The organism is Pseudokineococcus sp. 5B2Z-1 (assembly GCF_037482305.1).
GTDB lineage: Bacteria > Actinomycetota > Actinomycetes > Actinomycetales > Quadrisphaeraceae > Pseudokineococcus.
In genome coordinates this window covers 180,164-204,029 of sequence record NZ_JBBHZG010000003.1, presented here as the reverse complement: position 1 = coordinate 204,029, position 23,866 = coordinate 180,164, and the positions used below count along the sequence as shown (strand labels likewise).

Below are 23,866 nucleotides of genomic sequence, written 5' to 3'. Positions count from 1 at the left end.
CGCCCTCCGGGGCGGGCGCGAGCCGGTGCTCGGCAGCTCGGGATGTGGCGCAGCTTGGTAGCGCACTTGACTGGGGGTCAAGGGGTCGCAGGTTCAAATCCTGTCATCCCGACGCACGGCCCTGGTGGGAGCACCGCTCCCGCCAGGGCCTTCGTCGTCCCCGGCCCCGCCTGCGCCCGGTCCGGGCGCGGCGCCGCCGGGTGGGCCGCCCTCGTCGTCACCGGTGCCCCGTAGGCTCCTGCCCGGCGCCGGGGACGACCGGCGCCGGACGGGCAGGGGAGGTGCGCGTGGAGGGCTCGAGCGCCCCGCAGCGGGGCAGCGGCAGCTCGCCCGCGCCGCGGGGGTCCACGGCGGCGGAAATGGACACCGACGACGTCCTCACCGTCCCCAACGCGATCAGCGCCGCCCGGCTGCTCCTCGTCCCCGTCTTCGCCGTCCTCATCGCGACCGAGCGCGACGGCTGGGCGCTCCTCGTCCTCATGGTCTCGGGCGCCTCGGACTGGGTGGACGGCTACCTCGCCCGTCGGTGGCACCAGACGTCGCGGCTCGGGCGGGTCCTCGACCCGGCCGCCGACCGCCTCTACATCGCGGTGACGCTCGTCGGCCTGGCCTGGCGGGACGTCGTCCCGTGGTGGCTGGTCGCCCTCATCGCGCTGCGCGACGTCGTCCTGGCGCTCACGGTGCCGGTCCTCTCGCGGCACGGGTACGGCACGCTCGAGGTCCACTACCTCGGCAAGGCCGCGACCTTCTGCCTGCTCTACGCCTTCCCGCTCATCCTCCTCGCTCAGGTCGGCGGCGCCCTGACCCCGCTCGGGCCGGCGGCCGAGTCGCTCGGCTGGGCCTTCGCCTGGTGGGGCACCGGCCTCTACTGGTGGGCCGGGCTGCTCTACGTCCACCAGGTCCGCCTCCTCGTGCGCGCCGACGCCGGGCCGGCGGGCGACCGGGCCGTCGCGGGGGCCGGCACGTGAGCCCCGCCGCCGGCGCGGCGCGCCGCCGCCCCGACGCGTCGATGACCCTGCTGCGGGAGGTCATGGAGCGACCGCTCGACCCGGGGTACGCGGCCGCGGCCGCGGCGCGCCGGACCGGGACGGCGCCCCCGGCGACCCGCCCCCGCAGGGCCGTGACGGCCGGGCTCGGCCTGCTCGCCGGGCTCCTCGCCGTCGTCGGCGTCGTCCAGCTGCGCGCCCCCGGCGCGGAGGGCACGACGGCCGCGCTGCGGGCCGAGGTCGAGCAGCGGCAGGGCGAGGTGGACGCGCTCGCCTCCGCCGTCGAGGGCGCGCGCGCCGACGTCGTCGGCGCGCAGGACGCCGTCCTCGGGCCCGAGGCCTCGCAGGGGGGTGAGCGGGCGCAGCAGCTCGGCGCGGCGACCGGCGCCGTCGCCGTCACGGGGCCGGGCCTGCGCGTCGTCGTCGACGACGCGCCCGACGCGCGCGCCGACGCCTCCGGCTCCCCCCGCACGGACGCCGAGGCCGACCTCGGCCGGGTCCGCGACCGCGACCTGCAGGTCGTCGTCAACGGGCTGTGGTCGGCGGGCGCCGAGGCCGTGGCCGTCGGCGGGCAGCGCCTCACCGCGCGCACGGCCGTGCGCGGGGCCGGGGAGGCCGTCCTCGTCGGCTACCAGCCCCTCGCGCCGCCCTACGAGGTGGAGGCCGTGGGGGACCCGGACGCGCTGGCCACCGGCTTCGCCCGCTCGGCGGGCGGCCGGTACGCCGCCGGCCTCGCCGACTACGGCATCACCGTGAGCGTGGACGAGGTCGACGAGCTGCACCTGCCCGCCGCCGCCGGCCTGCGCCCGGAGGCCGCGCGCGTCCTCGACGCCGACGGGGGGAGCCCGCCGTGATCGCCGTCCTCGGTCTCGTCGTGGGGGTGGTCCTCGGGCTCGTGCTCCAGCCGACCGTCCCCCCGCTCGTCCAGCCCTACCTGCCCATCGCCGTCGTCGCGGCCCTCGACGCCGTCTTCGGCGGCCTGCGGGCGGTGCTCGACGGCGTCTTCGACGACCGGGTCTTCGTCGTCTCGTTCCTCTCCAACGTCGTCGTGGCCGCGCTCGTCGTCTACCTCGGCGACCAGCTCGGCGTCGGCGCCCAGCTCTCGACGGGCGTCGTCGTCGTCCTCGGCATCCGGATCTTCTCCAACGCGGCCGCGATCCGGCGGCACCTCTTCCGGGCGTGAGCGCGCCCGCGGAGGGGCCCGGGCCGCGCCCCGAGCACGGACGGCACGCGGACCCGGGGCCGGGGGAGGGCCCGGCGGCGGAGGAGCAGGCGGCGGAGGAGCAGGCGGCGGAGGAGCAGGGCCCGCCGGCGCCGCCCTCGGCGCGCCTCGTGCGCCGGCGCCTGGGGTCCGCGCTGCGCCCGCGGGCCACGCGCGGCCAGGTGCTCGCCGGGCTCCTGTGCGCCGCGCTGGGCTTCGCCCTCGTGGTCCAGCTGCAGGCCACCCAGGAGAGCGGCCTGGCGCAGCTGCGCGAGGCCGACCTCGTTCGCGCCGTGGACGACCTGGGGGAGCAGCGGCAGCGGCTGCAGGGCGAGCTCTCCGAGCTGCGCGACACCCAGCGGTCCCTGCAGGCGGAGGGCGACCAGCGCGCCGAGGCCCTGCGGTCCCAGCAGGACGCGGAGGACGCGCAGCGCCTCTTGGCCGGCACCGCGCCGGCCGTGGGCCCGGGCGTCACCCTCAGCGTCGTCGACCCGGACGGCGGCGTCAGCGCCGTGCGGCTGCTCGGCACGGTGCAGGAGCTGCGCGACGCCGGCGCCGAGGTCCTCTCCGTGGGGGACGCGCGCGTCGTCGCGCGGACGGACTTCACCGACACCGCCCTCGGCGTCGAGGTGGGCGGGACGCTCGTCACCTCGCCCTTCACCATCCGCGCCATCGGCGACCCGGTCCGCCTCGAGGCGACCATCGGCATCCCCGGCGGGGTGCTCGACCTCCTCGAGAGCGAGGGCGCCACCGTGCTCGTGCAGCGCCGGGACGAGGTGCGCATCACGGCCACCGCGCCCGAGCCCGCGCCGGGGCTGGCCCGCCCCGACGACGAGGCCGGCGACGAGGGGTCCGGGGACGACGGGGGCGACGCCGGCGACGGCTGACGGGCCGCCCGCCGGTCGACGCCGGCCCGTGCCGCGCGGGCGCCCGGGCTGGCATGATCGGCCGCGCCGACCGTCCGACCCAGGAACCACCAGGAGCACCGTGGCCGACGACAGCACCGCCGGGACGCCCGAGGGGCTCCGCTACACCGCCGAGCACGAGTGGGTGACCGCACCGGGGCCCGAGGGGGCGGTGCGCATCGGCATCACGGCCTTCGCCCAGGAGGCGCTGGGCGACGTCGTCTTCGTCCAGCTCCCCGACGAGGGGGCCGCCGTCGAGGCCGGCGACAGCATCGGCGAGGTCGAGTCGACGAAGAGCGTCAGCGAGGTCTACGCGCCCCTGTCGGGGGTCGTGCGCGCGGTCAACCCCGCCCTCGAGGCCACGCCGGAGCTCGTCAACAGCGACCCGTACGGCGAGGGCTGGATGTTCGAGCTCGAGGGGGTCGACCCGGCCGCCGTCGACGCCCTCCTGGACGCCGACGGCTACCGGGCGACCACCTCCTAGAGCACCCGCACGACGAGGCCGAGCGGCGCCCCCGGGGAGGGCGCCGCCCCGGTCGACCCCAGTAGGGTTCCCCCGACCGGAGCGGGTCGGGAGGCGCGACGGACGACCCGTCGAGGGAGGGCGGCACCGATGAGCACGCAGGACGAGGGCGCGCGCGACGCGCGCGAGGAGGCCCCCCGCGGGAGCGGGCCGGCCGACACGACGTCGAGCCACGCGCTCCCCGACGTCGAGGCGGTCCCCCGCGGGGCGGGACGGGACGACGAGGCGCAGGCCGAGGACGCCGCGTCCCCGCTGTCCACCGACGAGCAGAGCGCCGTCGCGGCCCTGCCGCCGGGCTCGGCGCTGCTCGTGGTGCAGCGGGGGCCCAACCAGGGGGCGCGCTTCCTGCTCGACGCCGTCCGGACGACCGCGGGGCGCAACCCCCAGAGCGACATCTTCCTCGACGACGTCACCGTCTCCCGCCGGCACGCCGAGCTGCTGCGGGACGGCACGGGCGCCGGCGCCCGCTTCCGGGTGCGCGACGCCGGCAGCCTCAACGGCACCTACGTCAACCGCGTGCGCGTCGACGAGGTCGAGCTCTCCGCCGGCGACGAGGTCCAGGTGGGCAAGTACCGGCTCGTCTTCCACCCCTCGGCCACCGGGGCGGAGGGGGAGGGCGCGTGAGCGCTCCGGCGCCCCGGGCGCGCGGGGCGGCGCCCGCGGCACGACCGGACCAGGCGGCGCGAGCGGGCCGCCTCATGAGCATCGGCGAGGTCCTCGGCGAGCTCGTCGGCGACTTCCCGGAGATCTCCCACTCCAAGATCCGCTTCCTCGAGGAGCGGGGCCTCGTCGAGCCGCAGCGCACCGCGGCGGGGTACCGCAAGTTCCGGGCCGCCGACGTCGAGCGGCTCCGGCTCGTCCTCGAGCTGCAGCGCGACCGGTACATGCCCCTCAAGGCGATCGCCGAGCACCTCGACGCGCTCGACCGCGGCCTGCTGCCCCCCTCGCCCGCCGGGCCGCCGCCGCTCGCGCCGCGCGCCGTCGCCGACCCCGAGCCGGCCCGGCTCGAGGCGTCGCCGCGCCTGCGCCTGCGGCGCTCGGAGCTGCGCGAGGCCGCCGGCGTCGACGAGCAGCTGCTGGCCGACCTCGAGGGGTACGGCCTGGTGGCGGCCGAGGACGGGCACTTCGGCGCCGACGACCTCGAGGTCGCGACGGCGGCGGGCGAGCTCGCCGCCTTCGGCATCGAGGCCCGGCACCTGCGGGCCTTCCGCACCGCCGCCGAGCGCGAGCTGGGCCTCGTCGAGCAGGTCGTCGTGCCGCTGCGCCGCCACCCCGGCCCCGGGGCCTCGGCGCGCGCGGCGGACGCCGCCTCCGAGCTCGCCGCGCTGTGCCTGCGGCTGCACACGGCCCTCGTCCGCGGGGGCCTCGGCCGCCTCACCTGAGGACGCCGGGCGCCCGCGCCCGGGTGGTGCGCCCGGGCGTCCGCCCAGCTGGTGCGCGGGGCAGCCGAGGGTGACCCCGGTCGCGCCGGTCCCACCCCGCCGCAGGCCGGGCGGCGGGCTACCGTGGCTCTCGTGCGCGAGCTCGAGGTCGTCGGAGTCCGGGTCGAGATGCCGTCCAACCAGCCGATCGTCCTGCTGCGGGAGACGGGCGGGGAGCGGTACCTGCCCATCTGGATCGGGGCGCCCGAGGCGAGCGCCATCGCCTTCGCCCAGCAGGGCGTCGTGCCGCCCCGGCCCCTCACGCACGACCTGCTCAAGGACGTCATCGGCGCCCTGGGCCGCGAGCTCGAGCAGGTCCGCATCGTCGCCGTGCGCGACAACGTCTTCTTCGCCGAGCTCGTGCTCTCCGGCGGCGTCGTCGTCAGCGCCCGCTCGTCCGACGCCATCGCGCTGGCGCTGCGCGCCGGGTGCTCCATCCTCGGCGCCGACGAGGTGCTCGAGACGAGCGCCGTCGGGGTCCCCGAGGAGGAGGGGGAGGCGGAGGACGAGGTCGAGCGCTTCCGCGAGTTCCTCGACCAGGTGAGCGCCGAGGACTTCGAGCAGCCCGAGGAGGGGCCGGGCGACACGCCGGGCCCGACGGGCCCCGGTCGTTGACCCGGCCCGAGGGCCTGCGTACGTTCCCCACCCAGAGGACGTCCGCGGCGGGCCACGCGCCCCGGTGCTCGAGCCCCGAGCTTCCGGCTCCGCGCCGCAGGACCCCGCGATGGAGGCCGGTGTGAGCACCACGGGTGATGCGAGCGGAGCGGCTCCGCGCCGTCCCGCACCCCGGGCGGCGCAGGGCGTCCTGTTCTCCGAGGACCTGCCCGTGCTCGACGAGGAGGTCGGGTACCGCGGGGTCACGGCCTGCCGCGCCGCCGGCATCACCTACCGCCAGCTCGACTACTGGGCGCGCACCGGCCTCGTCGAGCCGGGCGTGCGGCCCGCCACCGGCTCCGGGACCCAGCGCCTCTACGGCTTCCGGGACATCCTCGTGCTCAAGGTCGTCAAGCGGCTGCTCGACACCGGCGTCTCGCTGCAGCAGATCCGGGCCGCGGTGGCGACCCTGCGCGAGCGGGGCGTCGAGGACCTCGCGCAGATCACCCTCATGAGCGACGGCGCCAGCGTCTACGAGTGCACGTCGGCCGACGAGGTCATCGACCTCGTCCAGGGAGGGCAGGGCGTCTTCGGCATCGCGGTCGGCCGCGTGTGGCGCGAGGTCGAGGGCACGCTCGCCGCGCTGCCGGGCGAGCGGGCCGACGACGCCGAGCCCGGTTCCCCGGGCGCCGAGCCGCAGGACGAGCTCTCCGCCCGTCGCGCCGCGCGCCGCACCGGCTGAGCCCCGGGGTAGCCTGGGCGGGCTGATCGACCCCGCGCGGGAGAGTCCCCGCACGCGGCCCCGCGCGCCCACCGCGCCGGCGCCGGGCACGGGGCGCCGAAGGGGCAACCTCCCCGGAACCTCTCAGGCGCCAGGACCGCGCGGGCAGGCATCTCTGGAGCCGACGGCGACAGAGGGGGACCCCGCCACCCACGGCGGGGACGTCGCCCGCGCTCCCGCGCCGACCCCTCGGAGCCCGTCCATGACCCTGCCCGTGGACCCCCAGCTCACCGACCGCCCGGACCACCGGCACGCGGTGCAGGTGCTCGACGACCTCGGGCCGGGCACCTCCGGCGCGGTGCCGTTCGCGGACCGCCACGTCGGCCCCTCGGCCGACGACGTGCGCCGCATGCTGGCGCTCGTGGGGCAGCCGAGCCTCGAGGCGCTGGTCGACGCCGCCGTCCCCGCCGGCATCCGCACGGACCGCCCGCTCGACCTGCCGGCCGCCGGCAGCGAGCGCGAGGTCACCGAGCGGCTCCGGGCCCTCGCCGACCGGAACACGGTGCGGCGGTCGATGATCGGCCTCGGGTACTCGGGCACGGTGCTGCCGCCCGTCATCCGCCGCAACGTCCTCGAGGACCCGTCCTGGTACACGGCGTACACGCCGTACCAGCCGGAGATCAGCCAGGGCCGGCTCGAGGCGCTGCTCAACTTCCAGACGGTCGTGGCCGACCTCACGGGCCTCGCCCTGGCCAACGCCTCGATGCTCGACGAGGCGACCGCGGCCGCCGAGGCGATGACGCTCGTGCGGCGCGCGAGCCGGGCGCCGCGCGACGCCGCCTTCGTCGTCGACGCCGACGTGCTCCCGCAGACGCTCGCCGTCCTGCGCACGCGCGCCGAGGCGATCGGGATGCGCGTCGTCGTCCACGACACGCGCGAGGGGCTGCCCGAGGGCGACCTCTTCGGCCTGCTCCTGCAGCAGCCGGGTGCCTCCGGCCTCGTCCGCGACGACGAGGCGCTCGTCCGGGAGGCCCACGACCGCGGGGCGCTCGTCGTCGTGGCCGCCGACCTGCTGGCCCTGACCCTGCTGCGGCCGCCGGGCGAGGTCGGCGCCGACGTGGCCGTCGGCACGAGCCAGCGCTTCGGCGTGCCGATGGGCGGCGGCGGGCCCCACGCGGGGTACATCGCCGTCCGCGAGGGCCTGCAGCGCACGCTGCCGGGGCGCCTCGTCGGCGTCAGCAAGGACGCGGACGGCCACCCCGCCTACCGGCTCGCGCTGCAGACGCGCGAGCAGCACATCCGCCGCGAGAAGGCCACGAGCAACATCTGCACCGCGCAGGTGCTCCTCGCCGTCATCGCCTCGATGTACGCCGTCCACCACGGCCCCGACGGGCTCCGGCGCATCGCGCGGACCGTCCACGAGCGCACCCTCGCCCTCGGTGGCGCCCTGCGCGCCCGCGGGCTCGAGCTCGTCCACGCGGACGTCTTCGACACCGTCCTCGTGCGCGTCCCCGGGCGCGCCGACGAGGTCGTCGCCGCCGCCCGCGAGGCGGGGTACTGGCTGCGCCGCGTCGACGGCGACGTCGTGGGCCTGTCCTGCGACGAGACGACGACGCCGGCGGACGTCGACGCCGTCGTGGCCTGCTTCCCCGCGGGCCCGGGGCCGGTGGCCGGTCCGGAGCTGGGCCTGCCGGCGGCGCTGCACCGCACGAGCGACTACCTCACGCACCCCGTCTTCGCGGTCCACCGCAGCGAGACGGCCATGCTGCGCTACCTCAAGCGCCTCTCGGACGCCGACTACGCGCTCGACCGCGGCATGATCCCGCTGGGCTCCTGCACGATGAAGCTCAACGCGACGGCCGAGATGGAGCCGATCAGCTGGCCCGCCTTCGCGGACGTCCACCCGTTCGCGCCGGCCGAGGACCTCGCCGGCACGCGGGCCCTGGCGGCCGAGCTCGAGGCCCAGCTCGCCGAGGTCACGGGGTACGACGCCGTGAGCCTGCAGCCCAACGCGGGCAGCCAGGGCGAGCTCGCGGGCCTGCTCGCCATCCGTGCCTACCACCGCAGCCGCGGGGACGAGGCGCGCGACGTCTGCCTCATCCCGACCTCCGCGCACGGCACCAACGCGGCCAGCGCCGTCATGGCCGGCCTGCGCGTCGTCACCGTCGCGACGACGGGGACCGGCGACGTCGACCTCGAGGACCTCGACGCGAAGATCGCCCAGCACGGGGAGCGGCTGGCGGCCGTCATGGTCACCTACCCCTCGACCCACGGGGTCTTCGAGGCGGGCATCACGCGCCTCTGCGAGGCGGTCCACGCGGCCGGCGGGCAGGTGTACGTCGACGGCGCCAACCTCAACGCGCTCGTCGGCGTCGCGAAGCCCGGCGAGTTCGGCGCGGACGTCTCGCACCTCAACCTCCACAAGACCTTCTGCATCCCCCACGGCGGCGGCGGCCCCGGCGTCGGCCCCGTGGCGGCGCGCGCGCACCTCGCGCCCTTCCTCCCGGCGGCCGACGTCACCGGCGGCACCAGCGCGGGCGCGAGCGACGCAGGCGGCACGGGCCCGGGCGGCGTCGGCCCGGTGTCGGGCGCGCCGCTCGGGTCGGCGGGGATCCTGCCGATCTCGTGGACCTACCTCGCCCTCATGGGCCCCGACGGCCTCCTGCGGGCCACGCAGGCGGCGCTGCTCACGGCCAACTACGTCGCGGCGCGGCTCCGTGAGCACTACCCGGTGCTCTACACCGGCGAGGGCGGCCTCGTGGCCCACGAGTGCATCCTCGACCTGCGCCCGCTGACGGCCGCGACGGGCGTCACCGTCGACGACGTCGCCAAGCGCCTCGTGGACTTCGGGTTCCACGCGCCGACGATGTCGTTCCCCGTCGCGGGCACGCTCATGGTCGAGCCGACCGAGAGCGAGGACCTCGCCGAGCTCGACCGCTTCTGCGACGCGATGGTCGCCATCCGGGCCGAGGTCGCCGAGGTCGCGGACGGCCGCTGGTCGGTGGAGGACTCGCCGCTGCGCGGCGCGCCGCACACCGCGGCGATGCTCGTGGAGGAGTGGGACCGGCCCTACGACCGCTCCCGGGCGGTGTACCCCGCCGGCGTCACCCCGCAGCGCAAGTACTGGCCGCCGGTGCGGCGCATCGACGGCGCCTACGGCGACCGCAACCTCGTGTGCTCGTGCCCGCCGGTGGAGGAGCTCGCCGGGCTCTGACGCACCGGACCTCTGAGGCACCGGACGCGGAGACGGCAGCGCCCCCGCCCCTCTCGCGAGGGGCGGGGGGCTGCCGTCACGGGCACGAGCCCGCGCGTCGTCCGGCCGGGGCCCACGACGCGGGCGCGGCTCAGGTCGGGACCGTGGCCAGGATGTCGCCCGTCGGCTGCTCGGAACCGCCGGCGGGCTCCTCGGTGATGGCGAGCACCGCGCCGTCCCGCCAGTCGTCCAGCTGCCCGACGAGGCCGCCGTCCTCCGGCTCGAGGAAGCCCTCGGGCACGGGGACCCCGTCGTCGCCGAGCGACCACAGCTGGTAGACGCGGCCGGCCGGGGGCGCCGCGACGCCCTGGCCGAGGACGACGTAGTCGCCGTCGACCTCGAGCAGCGCGGCGGTGCCGTCCGCGAAGCCGCCGGCGGCGACGAGGGACGGCGCGGCGTCGTCCTGGCCGAGCACGACGGCGCCGAGCCCCACGCAGCCGGCGAGGAGCACCCCGCACGCGGCGGCGAGGAGGCGGACGGCGCCGCGCCCGCCACGGCCGGCGCGGGTGTCGGCGGCGGTCTCCCGGCGGGTCGGGGCCGCGGGGGCGACCTGCCGGGTGCGGCCCACCTCCGCCAGCACGGCGGCGCGCAGGCCCGGGGGAGGGGACGCCGCGACGGCGACGGCCATCCGGGAGGCCGCCTCGGCGTAGCCGGCGGCCTCGGCGGCCGCCTCCGGGTCCTCGCGGAGCAGCCGCTCGACGCGGGCGCGCTCGACGTCGTCCACGGCGTCGAGCGCGTGGGCGGCGAGGAGGTCGCGCACGTCCTCGCGGTCGCCGGTGCGGTGGTCCGTCGCGGCCATCACGCCACCACCCCCATCTCGTCGCGCAGGCGGATGAGCCCGTCGCGCAGGCGCGTCTTCACGGTGCCGAGCGGGATCCCGAGGATCTCCGCGACCTGGCGGTGCGTGTAGCCGCCGTAGTACGCGAGCTCGACCGACTCCCGCTGCAGGTCGGTGAGCACGTCGAGCGAGCGCCGCACCTGCTCGGCCTCGAGGCGGTGCTCGACCTCCTCGGTGACGACGTCGAAGGCGCGGTCGGCGTCGCGCGCGGCCACCTTGTCCTCGCGGTCGGTGCTCGCCTGGGCCGAGCGCACGCGGTCCACGGCGCGGCGGTGCGCGATGGTCAGCACCCACCCGCGGGCGCTGCCGCGCGCCGCGTCGTACCTCGGGGCCTGCTTCCAGACCTCCACCATGACCTCCTGCGTGACCTCCTCCGACTGCGCCGGGTCGCGCAGCACCCGGAGCACGACGCCGTGGACGGGACCGGCGACGGCGTCGTACAGGCCCTCGAAGGCCCGCTCGTCGCCCCGCGCCACCCGGCGCAGGAGGTCCCCGACCGGGTCCTCCGGCCGCTCGTCCGCGACCTCGGCGCCCGGTCGGGCGCGGCGGCGCTCAGGACGGAGGAAGGACACCTCGCCCACTCTGCCACCCCTGCCGCCGCCAGGACCGGCGGACGCCGCCGGCGCCCACCGGTCGCGCCTCCCGACCTCGTGCTCGTCCGGTGTTCGCCCCGTCGACGGCGTGGGATTGGCCGTCCGACCACCGCCACCCGACCGGGTGACGCCGCCGGGGTGCGGGACCCGGCCCACCGGGCCCGAGCAGGCCGTCCCCTCCCACGCCGGCACGACGGGCCCGGCGTGGGAGGGGCGGCGCTGTCGGTGCCCGTGGCTAGCGTCGGCGGTGCCGGGCGAGGTGCCCGGCACCCGGGGGCGTCACGGCGGTCGTGGCGGCGCGGGGCGCGGAGGGAGGGCGCGGCGTGCGGTTCCTGCACACGGCGGACTGGCAGCTGGGGATGACGCGGCACTACCTCTCCCCGGAGGCGCAGGCGCGCTCCACCGAGGCCCGCTTCGAGGCGGTGCGCTCGCTCGGGCGGGTGGCGCACGAGCACGGCTGCGCCTTCGTCGTCGTGGCGGGCGACGTCTTCGAGACCAACCACGTGGGCCGCGACGTCGTGGCCCGCGCGTGCGAGGCCCTGGCCGAGGTGCCGGTGCCCGTCCTGCTCCTGCCGGGCAACCACGACCCCCTCGACGCCGGGAGCGTGCTGCGCTCCGAGCTCTTCGCCCGGCTCGCGCCGGCGCACGTGCGCGTCCTCGACGGCGAGCCCGTCGACGTCGCCGGCGTGCGGGTGCTGTCGGCGCCGTGGCGCAGCAAGCGGCCCGTCGAGGACCTGGCGGCGCGCGCCTGCGCCGGGCTCGGCCGCGAGGAGGGGGTGCGGCGGGTCCTCGTCGCGCACGGGGCCGTGGAGGACTTCGGCGCCGCGCCCGCGGCCGCGACGATCGACCTCCCCGCGCTCGAGCGGCTGGTGGCCGACGGCGTCCTCGAGGCCGTGTGCCTGGGGGACCGCCACTCGACGACCGACGTCGGGGGCACCGGCCGCGTCTGGTACGCCGGGGCGCCGGAGCCCACCGACCACGACGAGGTGGACCCGGGCAACGTGCTCGTCGTCGACCTCGGCGACGAGCAGCCGCCGCCCGGGGCCCCCGGCGCCGTCGTCACCCGCGTGCCGGTGGGGCGCTGGCGCTTCCGGCGCCACCGCCTCGACCTCAGCACCGACGAGGACGTCGACGCCCTCGAGGAGCTGCTGGCCGGCCTGCCCGACAAGTCGCGCACCGCGCTGAGGCTCAGCGTCGTCGGCTCGCTGTCCGTGGCGCAGAAGGCGCGCGTGGACGCGCTGCTCGAGCACGCGGCCGACCTCCTCGGCGCCCTGCAGGTGTGGGAGCGGCGCAGCGACCTCGTCGTGCGCGCCGACGCCGAGGACCTCGACGCGCTGGGTCTGTCCGGCTTCGCCCGCGAGGCCGCCGAGCAGCTGGCGGCGCGGGCGGGGGCGGCCGTGGCCGCCGACCTGGCGGCGGGCGGCGCCGGCGGCGAGCGGGGGCGGGCGCCCAGCACGCCCGACGCCGTCGCCGCCCAGGACGCCCTCTCGCTGCTGCACCGGCTGGCGGCCGCCGGATGAGGCTGCTGCGCCTGCGCCTGCAGTCCTTCCGCGGCGTCGTCGACCACGAGGTCGCCCTGGCGCCGAGCGGCGTCACGGTCGTCGTCGGCGACAACGAGGTGGGCAAGACGAGCGTCGTCGACGCCCTCGACCTCCTGCTCGACGAGTACGACGACTCCCGCAAGCGCGCGGTGCGCCAGACCCAGCCCGTCGGGCAGGACGTGCCCACCGTCGTGGAGGCCGAGGTCCGGGCCGGCCGCTACCGGTTCACCTACCGCAAGCAGTGGCACCGCCAGCCCTCGACCCGCCTCGTCGTCCACGAGCCGGCGCCCGAGCAGGTGGCCGGGCGCGAGGCCCACGCCCGGGTCCTCGAGATCCTCGGGCAGGAGGTCGACCTGCCGCTGTGGCGGGCCCTGCGGCTGCAGCAGGGCGTGGGGCTCGAGCAGGCCGAGCTCGACGCCCGCTCCTCGCTGGCGCAGGCGCTCGACGTCGGCGTCGCCGAGCAGGTCGGTGGCGAGCGCGAGGAGACGCTCGTCGCCCGCGTCGAGGCCGAGCACCTGCGCTACTTCACGCCCACGGGCGTGCCGCGGCAGGAGGCGCGCCAGCTGCAGGCGGAGGTGGCGGACGCCGCCGCGCGGGCGTCCGGGCTCGAGGCCGCCGTCGCGGAGGTCGACCGGGTCGTGGAGCGGCTCGACCGGGCCCGGGACGACGCCGGGGCCGAGCGCGCCGCCCGGGCCCGCGACGCGCAGGCGCTGCGGGCGGCCGAGCAGCACCTCGGCGCGCTCGAGCAGGTGCGCCGCGCCGCCGAGGTGGCGCGCGGCGAGGCCGCCGGCGCGCGGGCGCGGGCGGCGACGGCCGAGCAGCACGAGGCCGCCCGGGAGGCCCTCGTCGTGCGGGCGCACGAGCTCGAGGAGGCGGCGGGGGACCGCCGTGACGCCGCGGCGGAGGCCGAGGAGGCCCTGCGGACGGCCCTGCAGCGCCTCGAGGCCGCCGGCGAGGAGGCGGCGGGCGCGGGGGACGCCCTCGTCCGGCGCCGGGAGGAGCGCGACGCGGCGGCGGCCGCCCGGGCTCGACGGGTCGAGGCGCGGGAGGTCGCCCGGCTGCGCGCGGTCCTGGTCGCGCACGGCCGGGCGGAGGAGGCCGTCGGCGCCGCGGCCGCCCGGCTCGCCGGCCACCGGGTCGACGACGCGGCGCTGGCCGCGGTCGAGGACGCCCACCGCGCGGACGTCGAGGCGGCCGCGCGCGCGGGCGCCGCCGCCCCGACCGTCCTGCTCACGGGGCCCGGCCGCCGCGTCGTCACGGCGGACGGCGAGCAGCACCTCGGCGCGGAGGGCCTCGAGGTGCGCCTGGCGGGCGGCACGTGGGTCGAGGTCGACGGGGTGCGCGTCAGCGCCCGTCCCACGGGGGAGCAGGAGCGCGCCGAGGCGGCGGCGCAGCGGACGGGGCGCGCCCTGGCCGAGCGGTGCGCCGCTCTCGGCGTCGCCGACGTCGCCGGTGCGGTGGCGGCGGCCCACGCCCGCCGGTCCGCCGCGGCGGCGCTCGAGGCGGCGCAGGAGGACGCCCGCCGCGTCGCGGCGGGCGAGGACCTCGCCGAGGCCCGGCGCCGCGTCGAGCACGGGGACGGCGGGGCCCGCACCGGCGTCCCCGGGGCGCGGGTCGACGGCGACGCGGAGGACGAGGCGGCCGGCTCGGCGCCACCGGAGCCCGAGCAGGACGACGCCGCCGCCGAGGAGCGCCTGGCGGCGGCCGAGGACGCCCTGCGGGAGGCCGTCGAGGACGACGCGCGGGCCGCGGCCCGCCGGGAGCAGGCGGTCGCCGGGGCGGAGGCCGCCCGCCGGCGCGCGGCGGAGGCCGTCGCCGCCGTCGAGGGCGCGGACGCCCGCGCGGCCGTCCTGGCCGCGGACCTGGCGACGGCGCGGCAGGAGGCCGACGACGCCTCGCTCGCGGCGGCCCGGGCGGCCGCCGCGGACGCGCTGGTGGCCGCGGACGCGGCGCTCGCGGCCGCCGAGGCGGCCGTGGCCAGCGCGGGGGTCGAGGACGCCCAGGCGGAGGTGGCCCTGCGGGCGCAGCGGCTGCAGGACGCCGACGGCCGCCTGCGCCGGCTCGAGGACGAGGTGGGCGCGCTCGCCGCGGTGCTCGAGGACCGCGGCGGCGCCGGTCTCGTCGAGCAGCTGGCCGAGGCGCGCGCGGAGCACGACCGGCTGCAGCGCGAGCAGGTCGCCCGCGACCGGCGCGCGACGGCGGCGCGGACCCTCCACCTCGCGCTGCAGGAGGCGCGCTCGCGGGCCCACGAGGCCTACGTGCAGCCGCTGAGGACGCAGCTCGAGCGCCTGGCCGCGCCCGTCTTCGGGGCCGACGTGCAGGTCGAGGTCGGGGCGGACCTGCGGGTCGCCTCCCGGACGCTGGGCGGCACGACCGTCCCCTTCGACCAGCTGTCCGGCGGGGCGCGCGAGCAGCTCGCCGTCCTCGGGCGGCTGGCCTGCGCCGTCCTCGTCAGCGGGGGCGCGGGCGTGCCCGTGCTGCTCGACGACGCCCTCGGCTACTCCGACCCGGAGCGCCTGGACGGCATGGCCCGCGCGCTGGCCGCCGCGGGGGAGTCCTGCCAGGTGGTCGTCCTCACCTGCGTGCCGGAGCGCTACCGCCTCGTCGCGGGCGCCCGCACCGAGCGCCTGCGCGGCTGACGCCGACGGGCGGTCCGCGCTCGCGCGCGGGTGCCGCAGGTGGTCGGATCACCGCGGGACGACACGCAGGTGCGACGACAGCGCGGAGAGGGGTGGGGCCGGTGGGTGACGAGGTCTCGGGCACCGTGACGACCCCCGAGGGGCGCCGCCGCTACCGAGAGCGGCTGCGCAGCCAGCTGGGCGTGCTGCGGCGCCTGCTCGACGACGGCGCCTTCACCACCGACGACACGGTGACGGGCATGGAGGTCGAGCTCGCGCTCGTCGACCCCGCCGCCCGCCCGTCCCGCGCGAACCGCGACGTGCTGAGGACGCTGGCCGACCCGGACGTCACGACGGAGCTGGGCTCCCACACCATCGAGGTCAACGTGCCGCCGGCCCGGATGCAGCGGGACGGGGCCGTGGCCCTCGAGGAGGACCTGCGCGCCCGGATGGAGGCCGCCGACGTGGCCGCCCGCGCCCACGGCGCGCGCGTCGTCATGATCGGCATCGTCCCGACGCTGCTGCCCGAGGACCAGCGCGAGGGGTGGATGACGCGCTCGCCCCGCTACCGCGCGCTCGACGAGGCGGTGCGCGCGCAGCGCGGGGAGGACCTGCTCCTCGACGTCCGCGGCGAGGAGGAGCGGCTGCTGGCCCACTCGCCGTCCATCGCCCCCGAGGCGGCGTGCACCTCGGTGCAGCTGCACCTGCAGGCCTCGCCCGAGGACTTCGCCGCCGTCCACAACGCGGCCCAGCTGCTCGCGGGACCGCAGGTCGCCCTGGCGGCCAACTCGCCCTTCTACGCAGGACGGCGGCTGTGGGACGAGTCGCGCCTGCCCGTCTTCGCGCAGGCCACCGACTCGCGCCCGCCGGAGCTCGCGGCCCAGGGCGTGCGCGAGCGCGTGCTGCTCGGCCACGAGTGGACGTCGTCGGCGTACGCCCTCTTCGAGGACTCCGTCCTGCACTACCCGCCGCTGCTGCCCGAGCTGGCCGAGGAGGACGCCCTGCGCGTGCTCGCGCGCGGCGGCGTCCCGCGGCTGGCCGAGCTGAAGATGCAGAACGGCACCGTGTGGCGCTGGAACCGGCCCGTCTACGACGTCGTCGACGGCGCCCCGCACCTGCGCGTGGAGAACCGGCTGCTGCCGTCGGGGCCCACCGTGCTCGACATGGCCGCCAACGCGGCCTTCTGGTTCGGGGCCGTGCGCGCGCTCGCCGACCGGGACCGGCGGCCGTGGGAGCGAGGGTCGCTGCCCTTCTCCGTCGCGCGCTCCTCGCTGGACGCGGGGGCGCAGCGCGGGATGCGCAGCGCGCTGTGGTGGCCGGACGAGCGCACGGGCCGTGCCGAGGAGCGCGACGCCGCCGACCTGGTGCGCCGCACCCTGCTGCCCCTCGTCCACGAGGGGCTCACGAGCTGGGGCGTGGACCAGGGCGCCTGCGACCGGTACCTCGGCGTCCTCGACGAGCGGGCCCGCACGCGGCAGACGGGCGCCCAGTGGCAGCACGACGCCGTGGCCGCCGCGGAGGACCGCGGCGCCGACCGGCACGAGGCGCTGCACGGGATGCTCACCCGCTACGCCGAGCTCATGCGCGACGGCGCCGCGGTGGGCGGCTGGCCGGCGGGCTGACGCTCGTGCCGGCCTACCCGAGCCGCGCCGGGAAGCCGCCCGTGGCGACGGGGCTCCACCGCGTGGGCGTGATGCGGATGAGGGCCTTGCCCTGGCGAGCCATCGCTTCGCGGTACTCGTCCCAGTCGGGGTGCTCGCCGGAGATGGACCGGAAGTAGTCGACGAGCGGCTCGAGGGCCTCGGGCAGCTCGAGGAGCTCGGCGTCGCCGTCCACCTGCATCCAGGGGCCGTCCCAGTCGTCCGACAGGACGACGACGCTGGCGCGGCCCGTCGCCCGGACGTTGCCGGACTTCGCGCGCTCGGGGTAGGTGGAGACGACGAAGCGGCCCTGCTCGTCGACGCCGCAGGCGACCGGCGAGGCCTGCGGGCCGCCGTCGGAGCGCCGGTGGGTGATGAGCAGGACGCGGTGGCGGGGGCGCGCGAACGCGAGCATCTCCTCGCGGGAGACCGTGGTCGACGTGGCGATCTGCGGCATGGCGGCACGCTACCCAGCCGTGCCGGTGCCGCCCCGACGACGGGACGACGAGAGGGCGCGCCGGGGCCTACGGTCGGCGGGTGCCCGCCCCGGAGCCGCCCGCACCCGGTCGGTCGTCACCGGCGCTGCTCGGGCCCGGCGACCGCCTCGCGCGCCGGCCCCGGCGCGTCGCCGTGGCGGGCACCTCCGGGGCGGGGAAGACGACGCTGGCCCGGGCGCTGGGCGCCGACCTCGGCGTCCCGCACGTCGAGCTCGACGCCCTGCACCACGGCCCGGGGTGGGTGCCGCGACCGGAGTTCCGCGCCGACGTCGCCGCGCTCGCGGCGGGGGAGGCGTGGGTGACGGAGTGGCAGTACGGCTCGGTCCGCGACCTGCTCGCCGCCCGCGCCGACCTGGTCGTGTGGCTGGACCTGCCGCGGCACCGCGTCATGCGGCAGGTCGTGCGCCGGACGGTGCGGCGCCGTCTGCGGCGCGAGGTGCTGTGGAACGGGAACGTCGAGCCGCCGCTGCGGACGGTCCTCACCGACCCGGCGAACATCGTCCGGTGGGCGTGGACGAGCCACCACCGCGGCCGCGAGCGCGTCCTCGCCCTCGGCGCGGACCGGCCGGACCTGCCCGTCGTGCGCCTGACCTCGCACGCGGCGGCGCTGGCGTGGCGGCGCGGCCCGCTCGCCGACGCCGCTCAGGGGCCGGCGTCCCAGAGCTCGCGGTAGTAGGCGACCCGCTCGTCGTCGCGCGCGACCCCGTAGGCCTCGAGGAGCAGGTCCTCGTAGCCCGGGCCGACGTTCCACGCGGTGCTCCAGGAGGCGACGGCGAGGTCGGCCCAGCGGTCGGCCACCCCGAGCGCGCCGACGTCGACGTGCGCCGCCCACGCGCCGTCGTCGGCGAGGAGCGTGTTCGGCATGCACGCGTCGCCGTGGGCGACGACGAGCCGGTCGACGGCGGGCGGGTACCCCAGGCGTGCGCGCACGTCCGGTGTGACGTCCGGTCGCACGTGCGCCAGGCGGTCGGCGACCGACCACGAGAAGGGGCACTCCTCGACCGGCAGCGCGTCGTGCAGCGCCCGCAGCCCCCGGCCGACGGCGGTGACGGCCGCCTCGGGCTCGGCCAGCCACCGCGGGTCCACGGCGCTGCGGCCGGGGACGGTCGCGGTGACGAGGACGTCGCCCTCCTCGTCCGCCGCGACGGCGACGACGGCGGGCACGGGCGTGCGGCCGGCGAGCCACCGCAGGCGCCGGGCCTCCGCCGGCAGGTCCAGCGCGGCGGCGCCGCGGGGCGCCCACTTGACGTGCCGGGCGGGCCCGTCGTCCGTCGTCCGCCACGTCGTGCCGTCCGCCTGGTTGCGCCAGACCGCCTCCAGGACGCGGCCCGGCAGCAGCGAGGCCACGAGAGCGGGCACGGGGACCGTCCCCGCCGGGACGGCCGCCACGGGCGCCCGACCAGGAGGAGCCCCCGGGGGAGCCCCGGGAGGAGTGGCGGGAGGAGTCGCGGGACGCATCGGGTCGGCCACGGCGTCAGGCGGCCGCGGCGGCGAGCCGCGCGAAGCCCGCGTCGAGGCCCACGCGCGGGCTCCACCGCAGGAGGCGGCGCGTCTCGCGCTGGTCGAACCAGTGCGCCGTCGAGAGCTGCTCCGCGAGGAAGCGCGTCATCGGCGGCTCGTCGTCGCCGCCGAGGCCGGGGCGCACCGCCCAGAGGGCCTCGACCAGCCCGCCGGCGGCGCGCGCGAGCCCGGCGGGCACCGACCGCGCCGGAGGTGGGGCCCCGTGCGCGGCGCACAGGGAGGCGAGGAGCTCGCCGACCGTGCGCGGCTCCCCGCTGCTGACGACGAGGGCCCGCCCGTGCACCTGCGGGTCGGCGGCGCGGGCGGCGGCCGCCGCGAGCGCGTCGGCGGCGTCGTCGACGTACGTCGAGTCGACGAGGGCCGTCCCGCCGTCGAGGAGGGGCAGGCGGCCCGCCCGCGACCGGGCGACGACGCGGGCGACGAGCTGGGTGTCGCCCGGCCCCCAGACGAGGTGCGGACGCACGGCCACGACGGCGAGGTCGGGGCCGTCGGCCGCCAGGGCCGCCCGCTCGGCCATCGCCTTGCTGCGGGCGTAGGAGCCGCGCGCGGCGCCGGGGTCGGCCGGACCGGCGGGGACGCCGACGAGCGGCTCGCCCGCGTGGGCCACGGAGGGCGAGGAGACCTGCACGAAGCGGCGGACCCCGGCGGCGCCCGCCGCGTCCAGCAGCCGCTGCGTGCCCTCGACGTTCGTGCGCCGGTAGGCCGCCCACGGGCCCGAGACGGAGACCTTCGCGGCGAGGTGGACGACGGCCTCGGCGCCCGCCAACGCCGCGCGGAGGGCGGGAGCCGCTCCGGGGGCGGCGAGGTCGACCGCGACGTCCTCGACGGCGCCCCCGGCGGGGGAGCGGTGCCCGGCCAGCCCACTGGCGCTGCGCTGCAGCGTGCGCACCGGGTGGCCCGCGTCGGCGAGGGCGCGCGCGACGGCGCGCCCGAGCATGCCGCTGGCACCGGTGACCACTACGAGCCCGCCGCTCACCGGCGCGCTCCGAGAGCGCCGACCGCGGCTCGCAGCCGCCCGGTGCGGGACCACGGCGGCGCGACGGGGCGCCCCGCGAGCCGGTCGGCGGCCCACGCGGCGACGAGGGTGCGGTCGACCTTCGACTCGTGCCGGACGTCCACGGGCAGGGCCGGGACGACGAGCACGGCCGCGACGGCGGGCGCCGAGGGCAGCCCGGCGACCGCCCGGCGCACGGCGGCGACGAGGTCGGGTGCGGCCCCGCCGGCGCGACGCGTCGGCGGATCGGTCTCGACGACGACGACGAGGGCCTGCGTGCCGGCGGGGCCCACGCCCACCGCGGCGGCCCGGGTGACGGCGGGGACCGACGCCGCCGCGAGCTCGACGCCCACGGGGGTCACGACGCCGGCGGCGGTGCGCACGAGGTGGGCGGTGCGGCCCTGGACGCGCAGCCGCACGCGGTCACCACCGTCCGCCTCGAGCGTCCCGACGTCGCCGGTGCGGTGCCAGACGGCGCCGGCCGCGTCGACGAGGCGGCTCGCGTCCTCGGTGGCCCAGAGCTGGTCGTAGCGCGCCTTGGTGTGGCCGGCGCGCAGCAGGACCTCGCCGGCCGTGCCGGGCGTGCGGACGAGGCGGTCGGTCGGCGTCCCGTCGGCGTCGAGCGGCGCGACGGCGACCTGCACCCCGTCGAGGGGGGCGCCGACGAGGACGCCGTCGGCGACGCCCCCGCCCGCCTCCCCGCCCGGGCCGGCGGCCTCGAGGTCGGCGAGGCGCACGTCGGTCACGGGCAGGCCCTCGGTCATGCCGTAGGGGGTGTGCAGCGACGCCCCCGGCACGAGGGCGGCGACCTGCCGCAGCAGGGGGACGGGCACGGGCGCCCCGGCCGACAGCAGGCGGCGCACGCCGCCCAGCGCGGTGCGCCCGCGCGCGTCGAGGCGCCCGCTCGTGGCGACCACCCCGGCGAGCGCGGCGGGGGAGGCGAAGACGACCGTGGCGCCGACGGCGGCGACGGCGTCGGCGAGCGCCGTCGCCGTGAGCGACGCCGGGGCGGTGACGTCCATGGCCGGGCTCGCAGAGACGGCCCCGAGGGCGGGGCCGAGCAGGGCGAAGGGGGCGAAGGCCGCCACGAGCGCGGTGCCGTGGTCGACCTCGTAGGCCGCGGCCACGGCGTCGCGCACGCCGGCGAGCCGGTCGTGGGTGTAGACGGCGCCCTTGGCGGGACCGGTCGACCCGGAGGTGAAGAGGACGGCGGCGTCGTCCGCCGGCGCCGGCTCGGGCAGCCGGAGGCTCGCGACGGTCGGCCGCTCGCCGTCAGGGACGCCGGCGAGGGGGCTGCGGCGCCCGCGGGCCGCCAGCCCGGCCAGCGTCGAGCCGGCGAGCCGTCGCCCGAGCGGGCCGAGCGGGCCGGCCCCGGTGCGCCGGCCGGGCCAGCCCAGCGCGGCGGCCGCCACGAGGCCGCGCTCGACGGCGACGACGTGCCGGGGCGCGGCGCCCCGCACCGCGCGGCTCAGACCGCGGACGCCGAGGCCCTGGTCGGCGACGACGACGACGGCCCCGAGCCGCAGGCAGGCGTAGAGCGCCGTGGTGAGGTCGGCGCCGGGCGGCACGAGGAGGCTCACGCGGTCGCCCGGGCGCACGCCCTCGTCGTGCAGGCCGAGGGCCACCTCGGCGACGCGGTGGCCCAGCTCGCGCCAGCTGAGGACGGCCGGCGCGCCACCGCCCGCGGGGACCTCGACGACGGCGGGGCCGTCGTCGTCCGCGCGCGCCGCGAGCTCGGCCCAGAGGGGTCGGCGGTGCCCGTGCGGGGCCGCGGCGGGCTCCGGGGCGGCCGCGGGGGCGCCGGCCCCGACGCCGCGCGCGGCGAGCCAGCGCAGCAGGAGGGGGCCGAGGTCGACGTCCTCGGGCACGAGGTGCCCACCGCGCTCGACCCGGTGGACGTCGGCCCGCGGCAGCCGGGCCCGCAGGTCGCGCAGGTACTGCTCGCCGAAGACGGGGTCGCGGACGCCCCACACGAGGAGGGCGGGGACGTCGGCGGCCCCCAGGGCGTCGGCGCCGGCGGTGACCCGCTCGAGCGCCGGGCGGCTCACGTCGTGAGCGCGCCAGGGGATGTCGGCGACGAAGCCCTCGACGGCGGCCCGGTCGGCGACGCTGCGGTAGGGCGCGCGGTAGGCGGCGCGCACGTCGTCCGGCAGGCGGTGGTGCGGCTGGGCCGCGGCCGCGCGGACGAAGGCGTCGGTGCGCGAGGTCGCCAGCGCGTGGAGGCCGGGAGCCGTGACGACCTGCAGCGCGAGGGGCAGGGCGGCGCCCGCGGGCGCGTGCACCGCCGTGTTGGTCAGCGCCAGGGCGGCCACCTGCTCGGGGTGCTCGCCCGCCCACCCGGTGACGACGACGCCGCCCCAGTCGTGGCCGAGGGCGACGACGGGGCCGGTGACGGGCGGCCAGCCGTCGTCCGTCCCCGCGCGGAGCACCTCCACGAGGGCGCCGAGGTCGGCGACGCGGTCGGCCAGGCGCCACGGGCCGCCCCCGGCGCGCGGGCGGCGGTCGGACAGGCCCATGCCGAGCTGGTCGACGGCGACCACGCGCCAGCGCCGCCCGGCGGCGTCCCCCGCGACGCCGGCGGCGACGACGTCGCGCCACAGGTAGGACCACGTGGGGTTGCCGTGGACGGCGAGCACGGTGCCCGCGGGCTCCTCGCCCCCGAGGCTGCCGGCCCCGTCGAGCAGGTGCCACGTCCGCCGCATCCCGTCGACGCCCGGCGCCTGGACGAGGCGCGACCAGCGCGGGTCGACGCCGGGCAGCGACGCCGGGTCGACGTCGGGAGCCCCCGGCGCGGTGGCGCGGGAGGGGCGTGCGGCGAGGGGTGAGGACGCGGGGGAGGGGGAGCCCCTCACCAGCGGATCTCCGTCATGGCCGTGTTGAGGCCGGAGCCGACGCCCATGCACAGCACCCGGTCGCCGGGGCGCAGCGACGGCGCCTCGGCCGCCAGCGTCATGGGCAGGGCGGCCGGCCCGACGTTGCCCCAGCGCGGGAAGGTCAGCGGGACGCGCTCGGGGTCGATGCCGATGCGCTCCACGAGGGCGCGGGTGTGGACGGTGCTCACCTGGTGGAGGACGTAGCGGTCCATGTCCTTCCACTCCCAGCCGTCGGCCTGGGCGTCGTCCCAGGCGTCGCCGACGAGCTGCATGCCCTCCTCGAGCAGGCCGCGGGCGTCGGTGACCATGCCGTCGTTGCTGCCGACGCACAGCTCGTGGGCCGAGCTGCGGGCCCGGGACACGCCCCCGAGGACCTGCGGGGCGCCGGGGTGGTCGGCGGCCGGGCCGAGCACGGCCGCCGCGGCCCCCGAGCCGAGGGTGAGGGTCGCGAAGGCGTCGGTGTAGTCGCGCCGCGTGGCGTCCTCGGCGGACAGCCGCCGGAGGGTGGACTCGTGCACGGGGCGCGCGTCCTCGCCGTCGACGACGAGGGCGTAGCGGATCTGCCCGTTCTCGATCATCGTCGCCGCGAGCGTGAGGGCGTTGACGAAGCCCAGGCAGGCGTTGGTGATGTCGAAGTTGAGCGCCGAGGTGGGCAGCCCGAGCGCGTGGTGGATGCCGACGGCCACCGACGGCTCGAGGTTGGCGCGGTAGACCGAGGTGTTGACCAGGAGCCCCACCTCGCCGGGCTCGACGCCCGCGGCCTCGAGGGCCTGGCGCCCCGCGCGGGCGGCGCCCTGCGCGGCGTCCTCCTCCTCGCCCCACCAGCGGCGCTCCTCGATGCCCGCCAGCGAGGCCAGCGTGCCGGGGCGCATGCGCAGGCGGCGCAGGGTCGGGGCGAGCCGCTCCTCCATCGACGCCGACGTGACGACGACGGGCGCCTCGACCGCGCTCGTGCCGAGCAGGGCGGTGCCCTCGTGGTGGATGGAGGTGTTGCCCGACACGTGCATCGTCCGTCCTGCTCGAGGAGTGGCGCCCAGCGGGGGCGGTGCGGGGACCGCGCCCCCGGCGCACGGGCGAGAAGTCTGCCACTGCTTCCGCCGTCCGCCCTCCGACGACGGCGGGGACCGGTGCCCGGGGCCACCGCGGG

21 protein-coding genes and 1 tRNA gene are annotated in these 23,866 nt (G+C 78.8%); 15 read left to right on the top strand and 7 right to left on the bottom strand.

What is annotated here, in order from left to right; translation table 11 throughout:
* The first annotated feature begins 38 nt into the window (after window positions 1–38).
* The 11 genes from WDV85_RS09405 (at window position 39) to gcvP (ending at window position 9,565) form a co-directional block, all read left to right on the top strand.
* Window positions 39–112: transfer RNA gene (locus WDV85_RS09405), tRNA-Pro, on the top strand.
* Window positions 113–359: 247 nt separating this feature from the next.
* Window positions 360–968: a CDP-alcohol phosphatidyltransferase family protein gene (locus WDV85_RS09400; RefSeq protein ID WP_339570357.1), complete on the top strand. Its 609-nt coding sequence runs from the start codon at window positions 360–362 to the stop codon at window positions 966–968.
* A complete protein-coding gene (locus WDV85_RS09395) occupies window positions 965–1,840 on the top strand; it encodes a DUF881 domain-containing protein (protein ID WP_339570356.1) in 876 nt (291 codons plus the stop codon). Before WDV85_RS09400 ends, WDV85_RS09395 begins: the two co-directional genes overlap by 4 nt.
* A complete protein-coding gene (locus tag WDV85_RS09390) occupies window positions 1,837–2,169 on the top strand; it encodes a small basic family protein (RefSeq protein ID WP_298805482.1) in 333 nt (110 codons plus the stop codon). Before WDV85_RS09395 ends, WDV85_RS09390 begins: the two co-directional genes overlap by 4 nt.
* The gene (locus WDV85_RS09385; protein ID WP_339570355.1) at window positions 2,166–3,074 is read left to right on the top strand and encodes a DUF881 domain-containing protein; all 909 of its coding nucleotides are present in this window, start codon (window positions 2,166–2,168) and stop codon (window positions 3,072–3,074) included. Before WDV85_RS09390 ends, WDV85_RS09385 begins: the two co-directional genes overlap by 4 nt.
* A gap of 100 nt (window positions 3,075–3,174) precedes the next feature.
* Window positions 3,175–3,576: a glycine cleavage system protein GcvH gene (gene gcvH, locus WDV85_RS09380; protein ID WP_339570354.1), complete on the top strand. Its 402-nt coding sequence runs from the start codon at window positions 3,175–3,177 to the stop codon at window positions 3,574–3,576.
* A 129-nt stretch (window positions 3,577–3,705) separates the two neighbouring features.
* Window positions 3,706–4,239: an FHA domain-containing protein gene (locus WDV85_RS09375; protein ID WP_339570353.1), complete on the top strand. Its 534-nt coding sequence runs from the start codon at window positions 3,706–3,708 to the stop codon at window positions 4,237–4,239.
* Window positions 4,240–4,313: 74 nt separating this feature from the next.
* Window positions 4,314–4,997 carry a transcriptional regulator FtsR gene (gene ftsR, locus WDV85_RS09370; protein ID WP_339570352.1) on the top strand — a complete coding sequence of 228 codons (684 nt, stop codon included), beginning with the start codon at window positions 4,314–4,316 and terminating at the stop codon, window positions 4,995–4,997.
* 132 nt (window positions 4,998–5,129) lie between these two features.
* Window positions 5,130–5,651: a bifunctional nuclease family protein gene (locus tag WDV85_RS09365; RefSeq protein WP_298805492.1), complete on the top strand. Its 522-nt coding sequence runs from the start codon at window positions 5,130–5,132 to the stop codon at window positions 5,649–5,651.
* A gap of 109 nt (window positions 5,652–5,760) precedes the next feature.
* The gene (locus WDV85_RS09360; protein WP_339570351.1) at window positions 5,761–6,372 is read left to right on the top strand and encodes a MerR family transcriptional regulator; all 612 of its coding nucleotides are present in this window, start codon (window positions 5,761–5,763) and stop codon (window positions 6,370–6,372) included.
* A gap of 241 nt (window positions 6,373–6,613) precedes the next feature.
* Complete coding sequence (gcvP, locus tag WDV85_RS09355; protein WP_339570350.1) at window positions 6,614–9,565, top strand: aminomethyl-transferring glycine dehydrogenase; 2,952 nt, start codon at window positions 6,614–6,616, stop codon at window positions 9,563–9,565.
* Between the two features lie 130 nt (window positions 9,566–9,695).
* On the opposite strand, the gene WDV85_RS09350 is transcribed toward gcvP, so the two are convergent.
* Window positions 9,696–10,403, bottom strand: coding sequence for an anti-sigma factor (locus tag WDV85_RS09350; protein WP_339570618.1), 708 nt, complete (start codon window positions 10,401–10,403; stop codon window positions 9,696–9,698).
* Window positions 10,403–11,014 (bottom strand): ECF RNA polymerase sigma factor SigK, encoded by a 612-nt coding sequence (sigK, locus tag WDV85_RS09345; RefSeq protein WP_339570349.1) that lies wholly within the window; start codon window positions 11,012–11,014, stop codon window positions 10,403–10,405. The genes WDV85_RS09350 and sigK overlap by 1 nt, the downstream gene beginning before the upstream one ends.
* Before the next feature lie 344 nt (window positions 11,015–11,358).
* Here sigK and WDV85_RS09340 point away from each other — a divergent pair, with 344 nt between their 5' ends.
* From WDV85_RS09340 to WDV85_RS09330, 3 genes are all read left to right on the top strand, one after another.
* Window positions 11,359–12,555 (top strand): metallophosphoesterase family protein, encoded by a 1,197-nt coding sequence (locus WDV85_RS09340; RefSeq protein ID WP_339570348.1) that lies wholly within the window; start codon window positions 11,359–11,361, stop codon window positions 12,553–12,555.
* Window positions 12,552–15,215, top strand: coding sequence for an AAA family ATPase (locus tag WDV85_RS09335; RefSeq protein ID WP_339570347.1), 2,664 nt, complete (start codon window positions 12,552–12,554; stop codon window positions 15,213–15,215). The genes WDV85_RS09340 and WDV85_RS09335 overlap by 4 nt, the downstream gene beginning before the upstream one ends.
* A gap of 101 nt (window positions 15,216–15,316) precedes the next feature.
* Window positions 15,317–16,816: a glutamate-cysteine ligase family protein gene (locus WDV85_RS09330; protein WP_339570346.1), complete on the top strand. Its 1,500-nt coding sequence runs from the start codon at window positions 15,317–15,319 to the stop codon at window positions 16,814–16,816.
* A 13-nt stretch (window positions 16,817–16,829) separates the two neighbouring features.
* Here WDV85_RS09330 and WDV85_RS09325 read toward each other — a convergent pair whose 3' ends face one another.
* Complete coding sequence (locus tag WDV85_RS09325) at window positions 16,830–17,291, bottom strand: TIGR03618 family F420-dependent PPOX class oxidoreductase (RefSeq protein WP_339570345.1); 462 nt, start codon at window positions 17,289–17,291, stop codon at window positions 16,830–16,832.
* A gap of 80 nt (window positions 17,292–17,371) precedes the next feature.
* Between WDV85_RS09325 and WDV85_RS09320 the strand changes: the two genes are divergently transcribed.
* Complete coding sequence (locus tag WDV85_RS09320) at window positions 17,372–18,004, top strand: hypothetical protein (protein ID WP_339570344.1); 633 nt, start codon at window positions 17,372–17,374, stop codon at window positions 18,002–18,004.
* Here WDV85_RS09320 and WDV85_RS09315 read toward each other — a convergent pair.
* The 4 genes from WDV85_RS09315 to WDV85_RS09300 form a co-directional block, all read right to left on the bottom strand.
* Window positions 17,974–18,690 (bottom strand): aminoglycoside 3'-phosphotransferase, encoded by a 717-nt coding sequence (locus tag WDV85_RS09315; protein ID WP_339570343.1) that lies wholly within the window; start codon window positions 18,688–18,690, stop codon window positions 17,974–17,976. The two genes, WDV85_RS09320 and WDV85_RS09315, sit on opposite strands and share 31 nt — an antisense overlap.
* Window positions 18,691–18,805: 115 nt before the next feature.
* Complete coding sequence (locus tag WDV85_RS09310; protein WP_339570342.1) at window positions 18,806–19,828, bottom strand: NAD-dependent epimerase/dehydratase family protein; 1,023 nt, start codon at window positions 19,826–19,828, stop codon at window positions 18,806–18,808.
* On the bottom strand, window positions 19,825–22,698 hold the full coding sequence (locus tag WDV85_RS09305) for an alpha/beta fold hydrolase (protein ID WP_339570341.1): 2,874 nt from the start codon (window positions 22,696–22,698) through the stop codon (window positions 19,825–19,827). The genes WDV85_RS09310 and WDV85_RS09305 overlap by 4 nt, the downstream gene beginning before the upstream one ends.
* Window positions 22,695–23,726 (bottom strand): 3-oxoacyl-ACP synthase III, encoded by a 1,032-nt coding sequence (locus WDV85_RS09300; protein ID WP_339570340.1) that lies wholly within the window; start codon window positions 23,724–23,726, stop codon window positions 22,695–22,697. Before WDV85_RS09300 ends, WDV85_RS09305 begins: the two co-directional genes overlap by 4 nt.
* Window positions 23,727–23,866: the final 140 nt, after the last annotated feature.